Genomic DNA, 14,766 nt, shown 5'->3' with positions numbered 1-14,766 from the left:
AGTAGACAAGAGCAATGCCCGAGGGTCACTCCGTCCACCGCATCGCCAACCAGTTCACCCGGCACTTCGTCGGCAAACGCTGCGAGGTGTCGAGTCCGCAGGGACGGTTCGCCGCCGGTGCCGCCCAGCTCGACGGCACGCGCATGGTCGCTGCCCGGGCCGTCGGCAAGCAGATGTTCCTCGAGTTCGAGGGCGACCGGTTCCTCCGCGTCCACCTCGGCCTCTACGGGGCGTGGGACTTCGCGGGGGACCTCTCCACCGCCGGGGCGCTGTCGGACGACGACGGTGAGGAGTCCCTGACGTCGATCGGCGCTCCCCGTCTCGCCCGCTACCGGATGGCCGAGCAGGAGAAGGTCGAGGACCCGATCGAGGCGTTCCCGCCGGACCCCGTCGGACAGGTGCGCGTGCGGCTGCTCACCGAGGACACCGTCGCCGACCTGCGCGGCCCGACGGCGTGCGTCGTCGAGGACCCGGCCGGCGTGCAGAAGGCGCTCGACAAGCTCGGCCCGGACCCGATCAACGATGACGGCCCCGAGGCCGAGAAGACCTTCGTCGACAACGTCCGGAAGCGGAACGTCGCGATCGGGCAGCTGCTCATGGACCAGGCCGTCGTGAGCGGCATCGGCAACATCTACCGCGCCGAGCTGCTGTTCCGGCAGCGCATCGACCCCTACAAGCCGGGCAAACAGCTCACCGTCAAGCAGGCGAAGGCGCTCTGGCACGACTGGTCGAAGCTCCTGCACGAGGGCGTCCGCGACGGCCTCATGCTGACCATGGACGGCCTGTCGAAGAGCGAGCACGCGAAGGCCGTCCGGTCCCGGAAGGACCGGCACTGGGTGTACCACCGTCAGGGCGAACCCTGCCGGGTGTGCGGCACCGAGATCCGGATGGCCGACATGGCCGGCCGCAAGCTCTACTGGTGCCCGAAGGACCAGAAGTAGCGCCGGTCACACGTCGCGGTACGTGAACCGTCCGGCGATCGCGGTCGCCAGCACCCGTACTCGCCGGAGCGGCCCGGACCCGGTCGCCGCGAGCGGGTCCGCCTCGAGCAGCACGAGGTCCGCGACGTCGCCGACGGCCACCCCGACCCGACCGCCCTCGGTCGACCCGCGCCAGGCCGTCAGCACGCCGAGGCGTTCGGCCGGGTGCCACGGCTCGCGGCCGTCCCGGTCGCGTCCGACGGCCGCGGCCATCGACACCCACGGGTCGAGCGGCGCGACCGGCGCGTCCGAGCCGAGCAGCAGCCGGGCACCGGCACGGTCGAGGGACGCGAACGGGAACGCCCGCTCGGTCATCCCGGCCCAGTAGCGGTCGGCGATGTCGCGGTCGTCCATCGCGTGCTCGGGCTGCACCGACGCGGCCACCCCGAGCCGTGCGAACCGCTCCAGGTCGGTGTCCGCCAGCAACTGCGCGTGCTCGATCGTGCCGCGTGCGCCCACCGCCTCGAAGACGTCGAGCGCGAGGGTGTTCGCCCGGTCGCCGATCGCGTGCACCGCGGGGACGAGTCCGGCGTCGACCGCCCGACGGACCATCGCCACGAGGTCGTCGAACGACCACACGAGCACGCCGTCGCCGGAGGCCGTCGCCGCCGTCCGGGTGCCGAGCGAGCCGTCGGTGATCACCTTGAACGGGCCCGTCCGGACGAGCCCGCGGGTGCCCTCGACCACGTCGCCGGTGCGGAGTCCCCGACGGATCGCGGCGTCGAGGTCGGCCGGGTAGACCCCCGAGTCGACGCGAAGGCCGTCCGTGCCGGCCTGCACACGGCGGGTCCAGCGGTCGAGTCCGAAGCTCATCTCGAGGTCGGTCACCCGGGTCACGCCGCGGGCGGCGGACGCCTCGACGGCGTCGGCGACGAAGCCGTCGAGCACCTCGTCCGGCACGCGGGAGAGCGCGCCGGTCACGTCGAACGCGTCCTGCTCGCGGAGCACCCCGTCGTCGCCGGCGACGAGCGGGCGGCCGACGATGCCGGAGAAGTGCTCCAGCGCAGCGGCGTTGCACCAGACGGCGTGCAGGTCACCGCTGATGACGACGATCGGGAGGCGCGGCTCGATCCGGTCGAGCAGCGCACGTCGTGTAGGGCGGGGCCACATCCCGTCGCGGTAGCCGTGGCCGATCAGGACGCGGTCCGCCACCCCGGTGCGTGCCACCTCCGCCAGCAGGTCGGCGGTCGCCTCCGCCGAGTCGCAGGCCGACACGTCGACGCGACGGCGGACGAGGGCCCACTGGTCGAAGTGCACGTGGTGGTCGACGAGCCCGGGACCGAGCCAGGCGCCGGCCGTCTCGACGACGTCGGTGTCGGCGTCCGTGGGGTCGAGCGTGCCGGCCGGCGCGATCGCGGTGACCAGCCCGTCGACGATCCGGACGTCGGACGGGGCGCCGGACGTGCCCACCCGTCGGACGGTGCGGAGCAGGATCTCCTTCACCGCGCCTCCTGGGCCGCCGCGCGTGCCGCGTGGGCGCGCTCCATCTCGTCGGCGAGTGCCGGCGAGGCGTACGGACCGTCGCCGCGCAGCCCCGCGACGATCCGGTCCACCACCTCCGGTGCCTTGTTCTGGGAGAGCTTCGCGCGGGCGTCGAACCGGCTGACGCGGATGCGGATCCCGACGGTGCCCTTCGCCATCCGGCGTGCCGTCTCCTCGTCGACCTCGAGGGAGACCGGCTCGGGCATCACCCGCTCGAAGTGGTCGACGAGTTCGCCGAGGACGCGGAAGTTCTCCTCGTCGGACAGGATCTCCGGCGTGCCCCAGCAGTGCGCCGTCACGTGGTTCCAGGTCGGCACGAACTGCTCCGGCGGGTACCAGGCGGGCGAGACGTAGCCGTGCGGGCCCTGGAACACGACGAGCACCTCGTGTCGACCGAGTTCGTGGGCCACCTCGTCCGGGCGGCCGACGTGCGACACCAGGACGAGCTCGTCGGGGTCGGCAGCGCCGCCCGGGGCGGGCGTCTCGAGCAGGAACGGGTAGTGCGACGCGACCAGCCCGGCCTCGGTGTGCGAGACGATCGTCGCCCACGGGTTGCCCCCGATGAGGCGTCGCACCTCGTCGACGTCGGTCATCAGGAAGTGCGGTGTGTGTCGCATGCCCGCCAGCGTGGCACATGCGAGGGTGGAGGGCATGTCGAACCGCGCTGCGTACGAGACCGTCCTGCCCTACGTCCGCGAGTGGATCGCGTACAAGGTGTGGCAACTCCGGATCCCCGGCGTGCAGGTCGCGATCGGCTACGACGACGAGGTCCTCCTCGACGAGGCCTGGGGCTACGCCGACGTCGAGGCCGGCCGGCGCCTCAGGACGACGGACCTGTTCCGCATCGCCTCGCACTCGAAGACCTTCACCGCGACCGCGCTCCTGCAGCTCGCCGAGCGGGGCTCACTCCGGCTCGACGATACGGTCGGCACGTACGTCCCCGCACTCGTCGACGGCGGCTCGCCCCTCGCCGACGCGACCCTCCGCGAGCTCATGGAGATGGGCGCCGGGGTCATCCGGGACGGCCACGACGGCGACTACTGGTCGCAGCTGCGCCCCTTCCCGGACGAACAGGAGCTCCTCGCGCTCGTCCTCGACCGGGGCCAGAAGGTCCCCGCAGGCTCGTCGTTCAACTACTCGAACCTCGGGTACTCGCTGCTCGGACTCGTCATCGCGGCGGTCTCCGGGCAGTCCTACGGCGACTTCGTCCGCGAGTCGATCACCGAGCCGTTGGGGCTGCGGAACACCGGTCCCGACTGGGACCCCGCCCGCGCGGACGACTTCGTGGTCGGCTACTCCGGGGTCCACACCGCGCGCACCCGGCACCGCCTCGAACACGTCGACACGCGAGCGATGGCTGCGGCGACGGGGTTCCACGGCACGGCGTCCGACCTCGTCCGGTACTTCTCGCAGCACGTCATCGGCCACGGCACCCTGCTCGACGACCACTCGAAGCGGCTCGCCCAGCGGAAGGCGTGGAGCGCCACGGAGGACCCGGCGGCCCGCGGGTACGGCGCCGGGTTCATCGTCGACCGGATCGGCGGGCGAGAGGTCCGCGGCCACTCCGGCGGGTTCCCCGGGCACATCACGCAGTCGCTGTTCGACCCCGCGTCCGGGCTCGTCGTCTCCGTGCTGACGAGCGCGGCGGCCGGCCCCGCGACGCTCATCGCCACCGCCATCGTGCAGTTCCTCGACGCAGCGGCCGACGCGGACGCCCCGGGCACCCCGGTGCCGGCCGACGTCGACACGAGCACGTTCACCGGCCGGTTCGCGAACCCCTGGGGTGTGAGCGACATCGCCCGGATCGGTGACCGGCTCGTCGAGGTCGACCCGTCCGCACCCGAGCCGCTCGTCACCCCGACGCGGCTCGAGGTCGTCGACGCGGACACGCTCCGGATGACCCACGGCAACCGGTTCGGGTCGATCGACGAGGACGTGACGTACCGCCGCGACGCCGACGGCTCCGTGCTGTCGATCCGGGCCGGCGGCGGCATGACGTCGGAGCCGTGGGCGATCCCGGAGGAGACGCCGGAGGTCGCCGCGGGTCTGGTCTGAGCGGGGGACCGGTCCGGGTCAGCGGACCTCGGCGGAGGACCAGAGCGACCCCGCGCCGGTGCCGACCGGGCGGAGCAGGGGCACCGCGACGAGGACGGCCGCCGCGAGGAACGCGACCGCCTGCAGCAGACTCGGGATCGCGTACACCACGACGAGGACCTCCTGCGCGGTGGAGGGCGGCGGGACCGTCTGCGTCAGGACGGACACGACGAACCACACCGCCGCGGCGATCGTCACGACCCAGCCGAGCACGCGCTGCGGTCCACGCAGACCACGGACGGTCAGCACGCCGAACGCCACGAGCGCCGCCCGGGCGATCCAGTACAGCCCGTCGCCGATCGGCCCGGGGACGGCCCAGGCCAGGGCGAACGCGAGCACGGCGACCCCGAGCGCGACGGCACGGCGGTCACGGGACCGCAGCGCGGCCACGAGCACGACCGCTCCGCAGACACCCGCCACCACCGTGGCGACGAGCCGCAGTGCCGGTGGTCCGAAGGCGAGGACCCCCGACGCGTCGCTGAGCCCCTCGACCCCGAAGACGAGTGCTGCGACCGTGGCAGCCGCCGAGACGACCCGGACCCCCGTGGTGTTCCCCATGGCCACACGGTACGCCGGTGCGGGGGATAACCCCACCTCCGGTTCGGGAGGGGGCAGGATGGGGGATCGAGCCGGTGATCGCGAGGCTTGGTGTCATGACCGACACCGCCCGCCTCGATCAGGCCGAGACCGTCCCGCTGCACGACTCCGTCCCGCCAGGAGCCACCGAACCGATGCCCGCACAGCCGAACCAGACGCCCCCGACGTGGTCCTCGACGCCGCCCGCGAGCGGCCAGGGCCCGAGCGTCCCGCCGGCACACCCGACCTCGCCCGGTGGGTCCGGATCGGGCACGGGCATGACCGCCGGTGCGTTCTACCGCGAGGCGTGGAAGCGCCTGCCCCGCGACTTCGGCTACATGGCCCTCACGGCGGTGCTGCTCTGCACGCTCTACGCCGCGTTCCCCGCGGCGATCTTCGGCGGCGGCTTCCGCGACCTCTTCAACCCGTTCGTCCTGCTGATGTTCTTCATCGCGCTGTTCGTCGCGCGGTGGCTCGGACAGTTCGAGAAACTCCGCATCGGGTGGGCCGACAGCCGCCCGATCCGACCGGTCGACTGGACGCCCCGGTGGCAGCAGAACTGGTGGACGCGCACGGGCTCGGCCGTCGCCAACCCGCACTACTGGCTGTACCTGCTGCACGCGGCGGTCGTGTACCCGATCGCGGCGCTCTGCACGGTGGGTGCCGGCGCACTGCTCCTCGCCGGTTTCCTCTGGCCGATCGGCCTCGCCGGGGTCGCGTTCGTGAACGGCATGAGCGCGCAGTACTTCGGGTGGGACATGACGTCCGTCGTGGGCTTCGGGTTCCTCGGACTCCTGTCGATGGCCGCCTCGGTGGTGCTCTTCCCGCTGTGGGCCCGCGGTTCCGTGATCGCGCACTTCTGGATCGACTTCGGTCTGCTCGGCGGGTTCCGTGCGGAGCAGCTCGAGCGTCGGGTCGCCGGGCTCCAGGCCTCCCGTGCCGGCGCCGTCACCGCCGAGGGCCAGGCACTCCGCCAGATCGAGCGCGACCTGCACGACGGCCCGCAGCAGCGACTCGTCCGCCTGCGCATGGACCTGTCCGCGGCCGAGCGCGCCTTCGACAAGGACCCGGTGAAGGCGAAGCAGCTCATCGGCGAGGCGTCGGAGCACGCCCAGGACGCCCTCGACGAACTGCGTGCACTCTCCCGCGGGTTCGCACCGCCCATCCTGCTCGACCGCGGGCTCGTCGCCGCGCTCGAGGCCCTCGTCGCCCGGACCCCCATCCCCGTCGGCCTCGACGTCCGCCTGCCCGACGGGCTCGAGCTCGCGACCGAGATCCAGCGCAACGTGTACTTCACGGTGAGCGAGCTGCTGACGAACACCACGAAGCACGCCGGTGCCTCGACCGCCGGGGTGTACCTCGGACTCGTGGTCGACGCTTCCGGACTCTGGTACCTCACGGTCAGCGTCACCGACGACGGCCGCGGTGGGGCCCGCCCGCAGGAGGGGCACGGCATCGAGGGGCTGATGGGCCGGATGCGCGCCCTCGACGGCGAGCTGACGGTCTCGAGCCCCGAGGGCGGTCCGACCGAGGCGACGGCACGGATCCCGCTCGGCGCCCTGAACGGCGTGCCCACGACGCGCTCGTGAGCCCCCGGGAGCGTCCGCGCTCCCACTAGGCTGGTCGGCATGAGCGACGGCCCGGATGCAGCACGCATCCGGGCCGTCGTCGTCGACGACGCCGTGCTCCTGCGCGAAGGACTCTCGCGCGTGCTCGACGAAGCGGGCATCGACGTCATCGGGCAGTACGCCGACGCCGACTCCTTCCTCGCGACGCTCCCCGACGGTGCCCCCGACGTCGTGGTGATGGACGTGCGGATGCCGCCGACCTTCACCGACGAGGGCGTCCGCGCAGCCGTCGAGACCCGGCGCCGGGCTCCGCGCACCGGCGTGCTCCTGCTGTCCCAGTACGTCGAGGCCACCTACGCCGAGGACGTCCTCGCGGCGGGCGCGACCGGCATCGGCTACCTGCTCAAGGACCGCGTCACCCGGCTCGAGGAGATCGACGACGCCGTCCGCCGCATCGCCGCCGGCGGCACCGTCCTCGACCCCGAGGTCGTCACCCAGCTCATGAGCCGCCGCCGTGACCCGCTCGCAGCGCTCACGCCGCGCGAGCGCGACGTCCTCGGGCTGATGGCCGAGGGCCGCACCAACGCCGCGATCGCCCGCGCGCTCGTGATCGGCACCGGCGCGGTCGAGAAGCACGTCTCGAGCATCTTCGGCAAGCTCGCGCTCGAGGACACGGGCGAGGACCACCGCCGGGTCCTCGCCGTGCTCGCCTACCTCGGGTGACGGCGCACCGGTGAACCGCGTCCCGGCGCCGCTCCTCGCCCTCGCGGCGATGGTGTCCGTGCAGCTCGGCGCCGCGATCGCGAAGACCCGGTTCGACGAGGTCGGCTCGGTCGGTGCCGCCACACTGCGGCTCGTCATCGGGGCCGTCGTCCTCGCGCTCGTGGTCCGGCCGCGCGTCCGGCACTGGACCCGGCAGCAGTGGCTCGGTGCGATCGGTCTCGGGCTGGCGCTCGGCGGCATGAACGTCTTCATCTACGTGGCGTTCGCGAGCATCCCGATCGGGGTCGCGGTGACGATCGAGTTCCTCGGCCCGCTCGCCCTCTCCCTCGTGCACACCCGGCGGTGGCGCGACGTGCTCTGGGCGGTGCTGGCGCTCACCGGGGTCGTGCTGCTCGGGGTCGGTCCGGCGGCGGTGACCGCGGTCGGCGGAGTCGTGTTCGCTGTCCTCGCCGCGGTGTGCTGGGCGGGCTACATCGTCATGAACCGGCACGTGGGCGCCGCGATCCCCGGCGTGGACGGGCTCGCCGTGTCGATGCTCGTCGCGATGCTCGTGTCGCTGCCGTTCGGGCTCCGGTCGGCGGTCGACGGGGTCGTCCGTGAACCGGTGCTCCTCCTCGTGTTCGGCGGCGTCGCCGTGCTGTCGAGCGTCCTGCCCTACGCGCTCGAGATGCTCGCGCTCCGGCGGATGCCGACCCGTGTCTTCGGTGTCCTGCAGAGCCTCGGGCCGGCGATCGCGGCCCTCGCGGGCCTGCTGATCCTGCACGAAGCGCTCGCGCTGCTCGAAGTCGTCGCCCTCGCGTGCGTCACCGCCGCGAGCGTGGGCGTGACGCTGTCCGCGCGTCGTGGTCGGGGCGGTCGAACGGGAGGCGCGGATCCCGTTCCGTGAGTCCGGAACGTGTGCCGCGCCTCCGGGAAGACCGTCTACTCGTCGCGGAGGAAGTCCGCGTACGTGGGTTCCGTGTGTTCACCCGTCAGCAACGCCGGGTCGTTGACCCGTCGTTCGACGTAGGCCGCGATGACCTCGGGCGGGGTGAGCACGTGGGCGACCCAGGACGGCACCTCGCTCTTCTTCATGGTGCCTCCTCCCAGCGTCAGCACTCGGACCGAATGTCTCGATCAGTGAGTTACTTGCTGTACCGGTGTTCCGTAAACGATCCTCGCGATGTCGGGGGAAGTCAACGTGGTGCGTTCTGCGGACTGCGCCGCGCCGCGTCGGCACGCAGGGTGCGGTGCTTCACCGCGGACCGCCACACCCACGCGTTCGCCTGCTGCCCGAACTGTGCCCACTCGACGAGGACGGCGTCGCGGGTCCAGCTCTTCGCGAAGGCCTTCACGCGGACGTGGAACGTGGGGAACTGGATCCACGCCCAGACCGGCACGGGGGTGACGGCGTGGCAGACGTCCGGACCGCGGGCGTCCTCGGAGAGGGAGTAGGCGCGCGGACGCTCGACCTCCGGGTGTTCCGGGGGCTGCCACCGGTTCTCGCGACGCCGTCCCACGAGAGTATTCGAACGTGTGTTCGAACCGGCGTCAAGTCGGCCGCGCTGCCCGTGCGCACGCGGCGCCCGGGATCGGCGTGTCGACGGGGCCGGCGGGTCGGAGGGGTCAGGGGTGCACGCGGCCGGTCGACTCCCGCACGCTGAGCGTCAGCGACGGCCCCGGGCGCGACGGCAGCGGCGAGCCGGCGTCGATCTGCTCGCGCAGGAGCGTCGCTGCCCGCTGCCCGAGCTCGACCGTGTCACGCGTGAGCGAGGTGATCGACGGCCGCACGAGCCGGACCATCGCCGAGTCGTCGAACGACACGATCGAGACGTCGCCCGGCACGCGAACGCCCATCTCGCTCGCCACGCCCAGCCCGGCGACCGCGAGCACGTCGTTGTCGTACACGATCGCGGTGGGGCGGACGCTCCGGGAGAGCAGGGACCTGGTCGCGCTCGCCCCGGCCTCGGCGGAGTAGTCGGTCGGGATCGACACGGCGTCCTCGAGCCCCTCGGCCGCGGTGAACTCGCGGAGACGGTCGATCCGCATCGCCGTGTGCTCGAACTCCGGTCGTCCGGCGACGTGCGCGATCCGCCGGTGCCCGAGCGCGTGCAGGTACCGCAGCACGGTGTCGGTCGCGTCGGAGTCGTCGATCCAGACCGTCGGTGCCGCGGGCTCGGCCGAGGGGTGCGACCCGACGACGACGGTGGGCATCCCGAGCTCGGCGAGCAGCGTGAGCCGGTCGTCGTCGCGGCGGGGGTCGATCACGATCACGCCGTCGACCCGGTGTCCGCGCCACCAGTCCCGGTAGGTCTGGAGCTCCTCGGCGGCGTCCCGCGCGACAAGGAGGTTCATGCCGACGTGACTGCCGGCGAGCCCGAGCTGGATGCCCGAGATGAGGTCGCCGAAGAACGACTCGGTGCCGAGCGTCCGGGCCGGCCGGTTCAGCACGAAGCCGATCGACCCGGCCTTCGCACCGCCCAGGGCCCGTGCGGCGGTGTGCGGCTGCCAGTCGAGTTCGCGGGCGATGGCCTGCACCCGCGCGCGGGTCTCGTCGGACACGCCGGGGCGGTCGTTGAGCGCGAACGAGACCGCGCTGATGGACACGCCGGCTCGTGCGGCGATGTCGGCGATCGTCGTGCGACGGTTCTGGGCCACGGGGTTGACTATAACGCTTTAGTCGGAAATCATCGCTCCATTCACACGGATCGGTGACGGGGACTGAACCGATTCAGCACGACGCGCACCACGACGAAGGAGTCACGAGCGATGAAGAACACCACACGCAGGACGACGGGACGCGCCCTCGCGATCCTCGCCGGAGCGGCCGTCACGGCCCTCGCGCTGACCGCGTGCTCGAGCGGCAGCAGCGCCGGCAGCGGCGGCGGGAGCGGCAAGGTCGACGGATCGATCACCCTGCAGACCTGGGCGCTGACCCCGACCTACACGGACTACCTCAACGGCGTGATCAAGGACTTCGAGGCGAAGTACCCGGACGCGAAGGTGAAGCTCGTCGACCAGCCCGGCGACGGCTACGCCGACAAGGTCCTCAGCCAGGCGTCGTCGAACTCCCTGCCTGACGTGGTCAACCTGCCGCCGGACATCGCCCTGCCCCTCGCCAAGCGCGGCTTCCTGCAGGACGTCGCGAAGGACGACTCGAAGCTCTCGAGCACCTACGTCGAGGGCGCGCTCGCTGCCTACAACTACAAGGGCGTCGACGGCACCTTCGGCTACCCGTGGTACCTCAACACCGACGTCGACTACTGGAACAAGACGATGTTCGAGCAGTGCGGCCTCGACCCGGCGAACCCGCCGAAGACGACCGACGAGCTGTTCGCGCAGGCCGAGACCATGCACCAGAAGTGCCCGGACGACTACCTGATGAGCCGCAAGCCCGGCCTGTCGGACTTCTCGCTCGCCGGCGTCAAGATCATCAACGACCAGGGCACGAAGTTCACCTTCGCGAACTCGTCGAAGGCGGCCGACCTCATCGCGAAGTACGCGAAGGCCTACAAGGAGGGCCTGATGCCCTCGTCCGTCCTGAACACCGACTACCTCGGCAACTCCACGCTGTTCACGCAGGGCAAGGTCGCCTGGACCACCGGTGGCGCCACCGCGATCAGCGACTTCGAGAAGAACAACCCGTCGCTCAAGGGCAACATCGTCGTGTCGTCGGCCCTCGACAACCCGCCGCTCTACGTGCAGGGCCTCAGCGTCAGCGCGAAGAGCAAGCACATCGCCACGGCCGAGGCGCTCGCCGCCTTCATGACGAACGCGAAGAACCAGGAGGCCTTCGCGCACCTGGTCAACATCTTCCCGTCGACCACCTCCTCGCAGTCCGACCCGTACTTCTCGAAGGACGACGGCACTGTCGAGGCCAAGGCCCGCGTGCTCGCCAACGACGCCCTGAAGACGGCGAAGAACCTCAACCCGGTCGAGGCGAACTCGGCGATGACCGACTTCCTCGACCAGCAGATCGCGCTGGCGATGAAGGGCGGCACGACGCCGAAGCAGGCGCTGCAGACCGCGCAGACCAAGATGAACAGCCTGCTGGCGAACAGCTGATGCGCGCCAACCGCTGGTTCACGCCCTGGCTGCTCGTCCTGCCGGCACTCGTCTGGTTGCTCGCGTTCAGTCTCTGGCCGTCGATCAACACCGTCCGGCTGTCGTTCACGAACGCCAGCCCGCTCGGGGGCGTGAGCCAGTGGGTGGGCCTCAAGAACTTCGAGACGCTGCTCGCCGACCCGCAGGTGTGGGAGGCGCTCCTCAACAGCGTCATCTACATGGCGGTGTGCCTGCCGCTGCTGACGGTGCTCCCGCTGCTCATGGCGGTGCTCGTCGAGCGGAAGCTCCCCGGCATCGCGTTCTTCCGGACCGCGTACTACACGCCGGTGATCGCCAGTGCCGTCGTCGTCGGGCTCATCTGGAACTGGATCCTCGACGACCGCGGGGTCATCAACGAGATGGCGCAGTCCCTCGGGATCGTGCAGAGCTCCATCCCGTTCCTCACGGACAGGTGGCTGCTCGTCTTCAGCGCGATCAGCCTGACGGTCTGGAAGGGCCTCGGGTACTACATGATCATCTTCCTGGCGGCCCTCGGGAACGTCGGCAAGGACCTGCACGAAGCCGCGGCCCTCGACGGCGCCGGCTCCGTCCGCCGGTTCTGGTCCGTGACCATGCCCGGCGTCCGGGGGACCATGACCCTCGTCGGCATCCTCGTGTGCGTGAGCGCGCTCCGGGTGTTCAGCGAGCTCTACATCCTCACCAACGGCACCGGCGGACCGGGCGGGCAGGACAACTCGCTCGTCATGCTCATCCAGCAGTACGCCCGCGGCTTCACCGGCAACCTCGGCTACGCGTCCGCCCTGAGCCTCCTGCTCTTCGTCGTGACGCTCATCCCGATGCTCGCCCTCGCCCGGATGAACAGCAAGGCGGACAAGTGACCAACACGACCTCGACCACCGAACCCGTCCTCGGGGGCGCCGCCGGCGCGGCCGCACCCGCGCCGGACGTGACCGGCGCGACCGACGGGAGCCGCGCCTCCCGACCGAACGGGCGCAACGGACGCAACGGACGCAAGCGGCGCCGCGCCGCGTGGGGCGTCATGTCCACCCGCGAGAAGGTGCTCCGCTACGTCCTGCTCGTCGTGGTGCTCTTCATCACGATCGGGCCGTTCCTCTGGCAGCTGTCGACCTCGCTGAAGGGCACGGGGGAGGACATCTACACGGCGAACCCGTCCTTCATCCCCACGCAGCCGACCTTCGGCAACTACCTGCGGGTGGGCGAGGCGATCCCCGTGTTCGGGTACATCGGCAACTCCCTCGTCGTCGCCGCGATCGACGTGCTCGGCAACATCGTGTTCGCGACCCTCGCGGGCTTCGCGCTCGCCCGGCTGCAGTGGCGCTTCCGCAAGGCCGTGCTCGGGCTCTTCCTGGCCACCCTGGTGCTCCCCGGCGAGGCGACGATCATCTCCCAGTTCGTCACCGTGAAGGACCTCGGCCTCGCCGACTCGCTCGTCGGCGTCGCCCTGCCCGGCATGATCGCGGCGCTCAACGTCCTGCTCATGTTCAACGCGTTCCGGCAGATCCCCGAGGAGATCGACCAGGCAGCCGTGATGGACGGCGCGAACGCCCTGCAGCGGCTCCGGTACATCTCGCTGCCCGCCGTGCAGGGGACCATCGCCGTCATCGCGATCTTCTCGTTCATCGGCGCGTGGGACGACTTCCTCTGGCCGCTCATCGTGCTGCAGTCGCCGGACAAGCTGACGCTGACCGTCGGGCTGCAGTACCTGCAGGGCACGTTCGCGACCGACCAGCGCATGATCGCCGCAGGCACGATGATCGCGTTCATCCCGATCGCGGTGATCTTCGCGATCCTGCAGCGGTTCTTCTTCAAGGGCGTCGAAGAGGGCGGGGTGAAGGGCTGATGCGCTTCGGCGTCAACCACACCCCCTCGGTCGGCTGGTTCCACTCGTGGCTCGACTTCTCGCCGTCGGACACGGCGCGGGACATGGAGCAGATCGCGTCGCTCGGCGCGGACCACGTGCGGATCTTCCCGCTCTGGCCGGTCGTGCAGCCGAACCGGACGCTCATCCGGCAGTCGGCGCTCCGGGACGTCGCGACGGTCGTCGACATCGCGGGCTCGTTCGGGCTCGACGTCAACGTCGACGCGTTGCAGGGGCACCTGTCGAGCTTCGACTTCGTGCCCTCGTGGCTCGAGAGCTGGCACCGCCGCAACATGTTCACCGACCCGGACGTGGTCGCGTCGACGGCGGCCTACGTCGAGGCGCTCGCCGCGTCCGTCGCCGACAAGCCGAACCTGCTCGGCATCACCATCGGCAACGAGGTGAACCAGTTCGCGCACGCGCCGCACCCGACACCGCACGACATCACGGCGGAGCAGGGGCACGCGTGGGCGGCAGCGATGGTCGCGGCGGCGCGGGCCGGGCTGTCGAGTCCGGTCGGCCCGGAGGCGCGGCTCGGCTCGGCACCGCCCGCCCGCCCCGGCACCGGGTCGCGTCCACGGCCCCTGGTCACCGTCGCGCAGTACGACGCGGCCTGGTACGACGACGCCCAGCCGTTCGGCCCCGAACACGCGGCCGACCACGGCGACGCGACGGTCACGCACTCGTGGGTGTTCAACGGCTCGGCGACCCTGCACGGCGCACTCGGGGCCGGCTCGGTCCGCCACGGCGAGTACCTGCTGCAGCTCGCGAGCGCGTGGAACCGCGACCCGGAGCGCCCGAACTGGCTGCAGGAGGTGGGCGCCCCGACGAACGTGGTCGACCCCGCCGACGCCGCCGCGTTCACCGAGCAGACGATCCGGCACGTGCTCGACGCGCAGCACGTGCTCGGCGTCACGTGGTGGTGCTCGCACGACGTCTCGCGGTCGCTCGCGGACTTCCCGGAGCTCGAGTACGACCTCGGCCTCTTCACGAACGACGGTCGGCTGAAGCCGGCGGGGGAGGCCTTCGCCGCCCTCGCCCGCGAGCACGGCACCCGCGGCCGGGCCGACACGACCGGTGCCGTGTCCGGGCCGCCGGCCACCGCCCTCGTGCTGGACGACGTGCTCGCGGACGGCACCGCACGTGGCGGGCTCCGGGCCGACTGCGCGCCGGGAGGCCGGTTCGCCGCCGCCTGGCTCGACCTCGCCGAGGCCGCCCCGGACGGACGCGGTCCCCAGGTGGTCCTGCGCTCGCGGGTCGACGGCCACGCGCTGCTCGCCGCCCGGGGCATCACCCGGTGCGTCGACGTCCCCGAGGACACCGCCACCGAGCTCCTGTCGGTGGCCCACCCGGCCACGATGGCCTGAGCCGCACACCCCGCACACCCCGCACACCCCGCACCCCCCGCACACCCCGCACC

At 71.6% G+C, this 14,766-nt stretch carries 15 protein-coding genes; 9 read left to right on the top strand and 6 right to left on the bottom strand.

Annotation, left to right across the window (positions count from 1 at the left end; genetic code table 11):
* Positions 1-14 precede the first annotated feature (14 nt).
* Positions 15-941 (top strand): Fpg/Nei family DNA glycosylase, encoded by a 927-nt coding sequence (locus tag BJK06_RS02685; protein WP_070416593.1) that lies wholly within the window; start codon positions 15-17, stop codon positions 939-941.
* 6 nt (positions 942-947) lie between these two features.
* Here BJK06_RS02685 and BJK06_RS02680 read toward each other — a convergent pair whose 3' ends face one another.
* Together BJK06_RS02680 and BJK06_RS02675 are read right to left on the bottom strand one after the other, a co-directional pair.
* Positions 948-2,423: an amidohydrolase gene (locus BJK06_RS02680; RefSeq protein WP_070416592.1), complete on the bottom strand. Its 1,476-nt coding sequence runs from the start codon at positions 2,421-2,423 to the stop codon at positions 948-950.
* Complete coding sequence (locus tag BJK06_RS02675) at positions 2,420-3,079, bottom strand: FMN-binding negative transcriptional regulator (RefSeq protein ID WP_070419154.1); 660 nt, start codon at positions 3,077-3,079, stop codon at positions 2,420-2,422. Before BJK06_RS02675 ends, BJK06_RS02680 begins: the two co-directional genes overlap by 4 nt.
* 34 nt (positions 3,080-3,113) lie before the next feature.
* Between BJK06_RS02675 and BJK06_RS02670 the strand changes: the two genes are divergently transcribed.
* On the top strand, positions 3,114-4,517 hold the full coding sequence (locus BJK06_RS02670) for a serine hydrolase (RefSeq protein ID WP_070416591.1): 1,404 nt from the start codon (positions 3,114-3,116) through the stop codon (positions 4,515-4,517).
* A gap of 18 nt (positions 4,518-4,535) precedes the next feature.
* On the opposite strand, the gene BJK06_RS02665 is transcribed toward BJK06_RS02670, so the two are convergent.
* Positions 4,536-5,114 (bottom strand): hypothetical protein, encoded by a 579-nt coding sequence (locus tag BJK06_RS02665; protein ID WP_070416590.1) that lies wholly within the window; start codon positions 5,112-5,114, stop codon positions 4,536-4,538.
* A gap of 95 nt (positions 5,115-5,209) precedes the next feature.
* Between BJK06_RS02665 and BJK06_RS02660 the strand changes: the two genes are divergently transcribed.
* The 3 genes from BJK06_RS02660 to BJK06_RS02650 are packed head-to-tail and all read left to right on the top strand — an operon-like array spanning position 5,210 to position 8,309.
* Positions 5,210-6,721, top strand: a complete 1,512-nt coding sequence (locus BJK06_RS02660) for a sensor histidine kinase (RefSeq protein ID WP_070416589.1) — start codon at positions 5,210-5,212, stop codon at positions 6,719-6,721.
* 39 nt (positions 6,722-6,760) lie between these two features.
* Complete coding sequence (locus BJK06_RS02655) at positions 6,761-7,423, top strand: response regulator transcription factor (protein ID WP_070416588.1); 663 nt, start codon at positions 6,761-6,763, stop codon at positions 7,421-7,423.
* Positions 7,424-7,433: 10 nt separating this feature from the next.
* Positions 7,434-8,309: a DMT family transporter gene (locus BJK06_RS02650; protein ID WP_083295003.1), complete on the top strand. Its 876-nt coding sequence runs from the start codon at positions 7,434-7,436 to the stop codon at positions 8,307-8,309.
* Between the two features lie 35 nt (positions 8,310-8,344).
* On the opposite strand, the gene BJK06_RS18430 is transcribed toward BJK06_RS02650, so the two are convergent.
* The 3 genes from BJK06_RS18430 to BJK06_RS02640 form a co-directional block, all read right to left on the bottom strand.
* Complete coding sequence (locus BJK06_RS18430; protein ID WP_156794738.1) at positions 8,345-8,497, bottom strand: hypothetical protein; 153 nt, start codon at positions 8,495-8,497, stop codon at positions 8,345-8,347.
* A gap of 101 nt (positions 8,498-8,598) precedes the next feature.
* Positions 8,599-8,922 carry a hypothetical protein gene (locus BJK06_RS02645; RefSeq protein ID WP_070416587.1) on the bottom strand — a complete coding sequence of 108 codons (324 nt, stop codon included), beginning with the start codon at positions 8,920-8,922 and terminating at the stop codon, positions 8,599-8,601.
* 106 nt (positions 8,923-9,028) lie between these two features.
* Positions 9,029-10,060, bottom strand: a complete 1,032-nt coding sequence (locus BJK06_RS02640) for a LacI family DNA-binding transcriptional regulator (RefSeq protein ID WP_083295002.1) — start codon at positions 10,058-10,060, stop codon at positions 9,029-9,031.
* Positions 10,061-10,171: 111 nt separating this feature from the next.
* On the opposite strand from BJK06_RS02640, the gene BJK06_RS02635 reads away from it, so the two are divergent.
* The 4 genes from BJK06_RS02635 to BJK06_RS02620 are packed head-to-tail and all read left to right on the top strand — an operon-like array spanning position 10,172 to position 14,713.
* Positions 10,172-11,467, top strand: coding sequence for a sugar ABC transporter substrate-binding protein (locus BJK06_RS02635; RefSeq protein WP_070416585.1), 1,296 nt, complete (start codon positions 10,172-10,174; stop codon positions 11,465-11,467).
* On the top strand, positions 11,467-12,345 hold the full coding sequence (locus tag BJK06_RS02630) for a carbohydrate ABC transporter permease (RefSeq protein WP_070416584.1): 879 nt from the start codon (positions 11,467-11,469) through the stop codon (positions 12,343-12,345). Before BJK06_RS02635 ends, BJK06_RS02630 begins: the two co-directional genes overlap by 1 nt.
* Positions 12,342-13,328 carry a carbohydrate ABC transporter permease gene (locus tag BJK06_RS02625; protein ID WP_139199164.1) on the top strand — a complete coding sequence of 329 codons (987 nt, stop codon included), beginning with the start codon at positions 12,342-12,344 and terminating at the stop codon, positions 13,326-13,328. The genes BJK06_RS02630 and BJK06_RS02625 overlap by 4 nt, the downstream gene beginning before the upstream one ends.
* Positions 13,328-14,713 (top strand): cellulase family glycosylhydrolase, encoded by a 1,386-nt coding sequence (locus tag BJK06_RS02620; RefSeq protein WP_070416583.1) that lies wholly within the window; start codon positions 13,328-13,330, stop codon positions 14,711-14,713. Before BJK06_RS02625 ends, BJK06_RS02620 begins: the two co-directional genes overlap by 1 nt.
* Positions 14,714-14,766 lie beyond the last annotated feature (53 nt).

Origin of the sequence: Curtobacterium sp. BH-2-1-1 (genome assembly GCF_001806325.1) — a bacterium.
Taxonomy (GTDB): Bacteria; Actinomycetota; Actinomycetes; order Actinomycetales; family Microbacteriaceae; genus Curtobacterium.
The sequence above is the reverse complement of the archived record's forward strand: the minus strand, read 5'-3'. Positions and strand labels throughout refer to the sequence as shown.

Excerpts from the sequence above, each read along its gene's own strand:
- BJK06_RS02675 (WP_070419154.1), bottom strand. The coding sequence starts at position 3,079 with ATGCGACACACACCGCACTTCCTGATGACCGACGTCGACGAGGTGCGA.
- BJK06_RS02665 (WP_070416590.1), bottom strand. The coding sequence starts at position 5,114 with ATGGGGAACACCACGGGGGTCCGGGTCGTCTCGGCGGCTGCCACGGTC.
- BJK06_RS02630 (WP_070416584.1), top strand. The coding sequence starts at position 11,467 with ATGCGCGCCAACCGCTGGTTCACGCCCTGGCTGCTCGTCCTGCCGGCA.
- BJK06_RS18430 (WP_156794738.1), bottom strand. The coding sequence starts at position 8,497 with ATGAAGAAGAGCGAGGTGCCGTCCTGGGTCGCCCACGTGCTCACCCCG.
- BJK06_RS02620 (WP_070416583.1), top strand. The coding sequence starts at position 13,328 with ATGCGCTTCGGCGTCAACCACACCCCCTCGGTCGGCTGGTTCCACTCG.
- BJK06_RS02660 (WP_070416589.1), top strand. The coding sequence starts at position 5,210 with ATGACCGACACCGCCCGCCTCGATCAGGCCGAGACCGTCCCGCTGCAC.
- BJK06_RS02635 (WP_070416585.1), top strand. The coding sequence starts at position 10,172 with ATGAAGAACACCACACGCAGGACGACGGGACGCGCCCTCGCGATCCTC.
- BJK06_RS02685 (WP_070416593.1), top strand. The coding sequence starts at position 15 with ATGCCCGAGGGTCACTCCGTCCACCGCATCGCCAACCAGTTCACCCGG.
- BJK06_RS02670 (WP_070416591.1), top strand. The coding sequence starts at position 3,114 with ATGTCGAACCGCGCTGCGTACGAGACCGTCCTGCCCTACGTCCGCGAG.
- BJK06_RS02655 (WP_070416588.1), top strand. The coding sequence starts at position 6,761 with ATGAGCGACGGCCCGGATGCAGCACGCATCCGGGCCGTCGTCGTCGAC.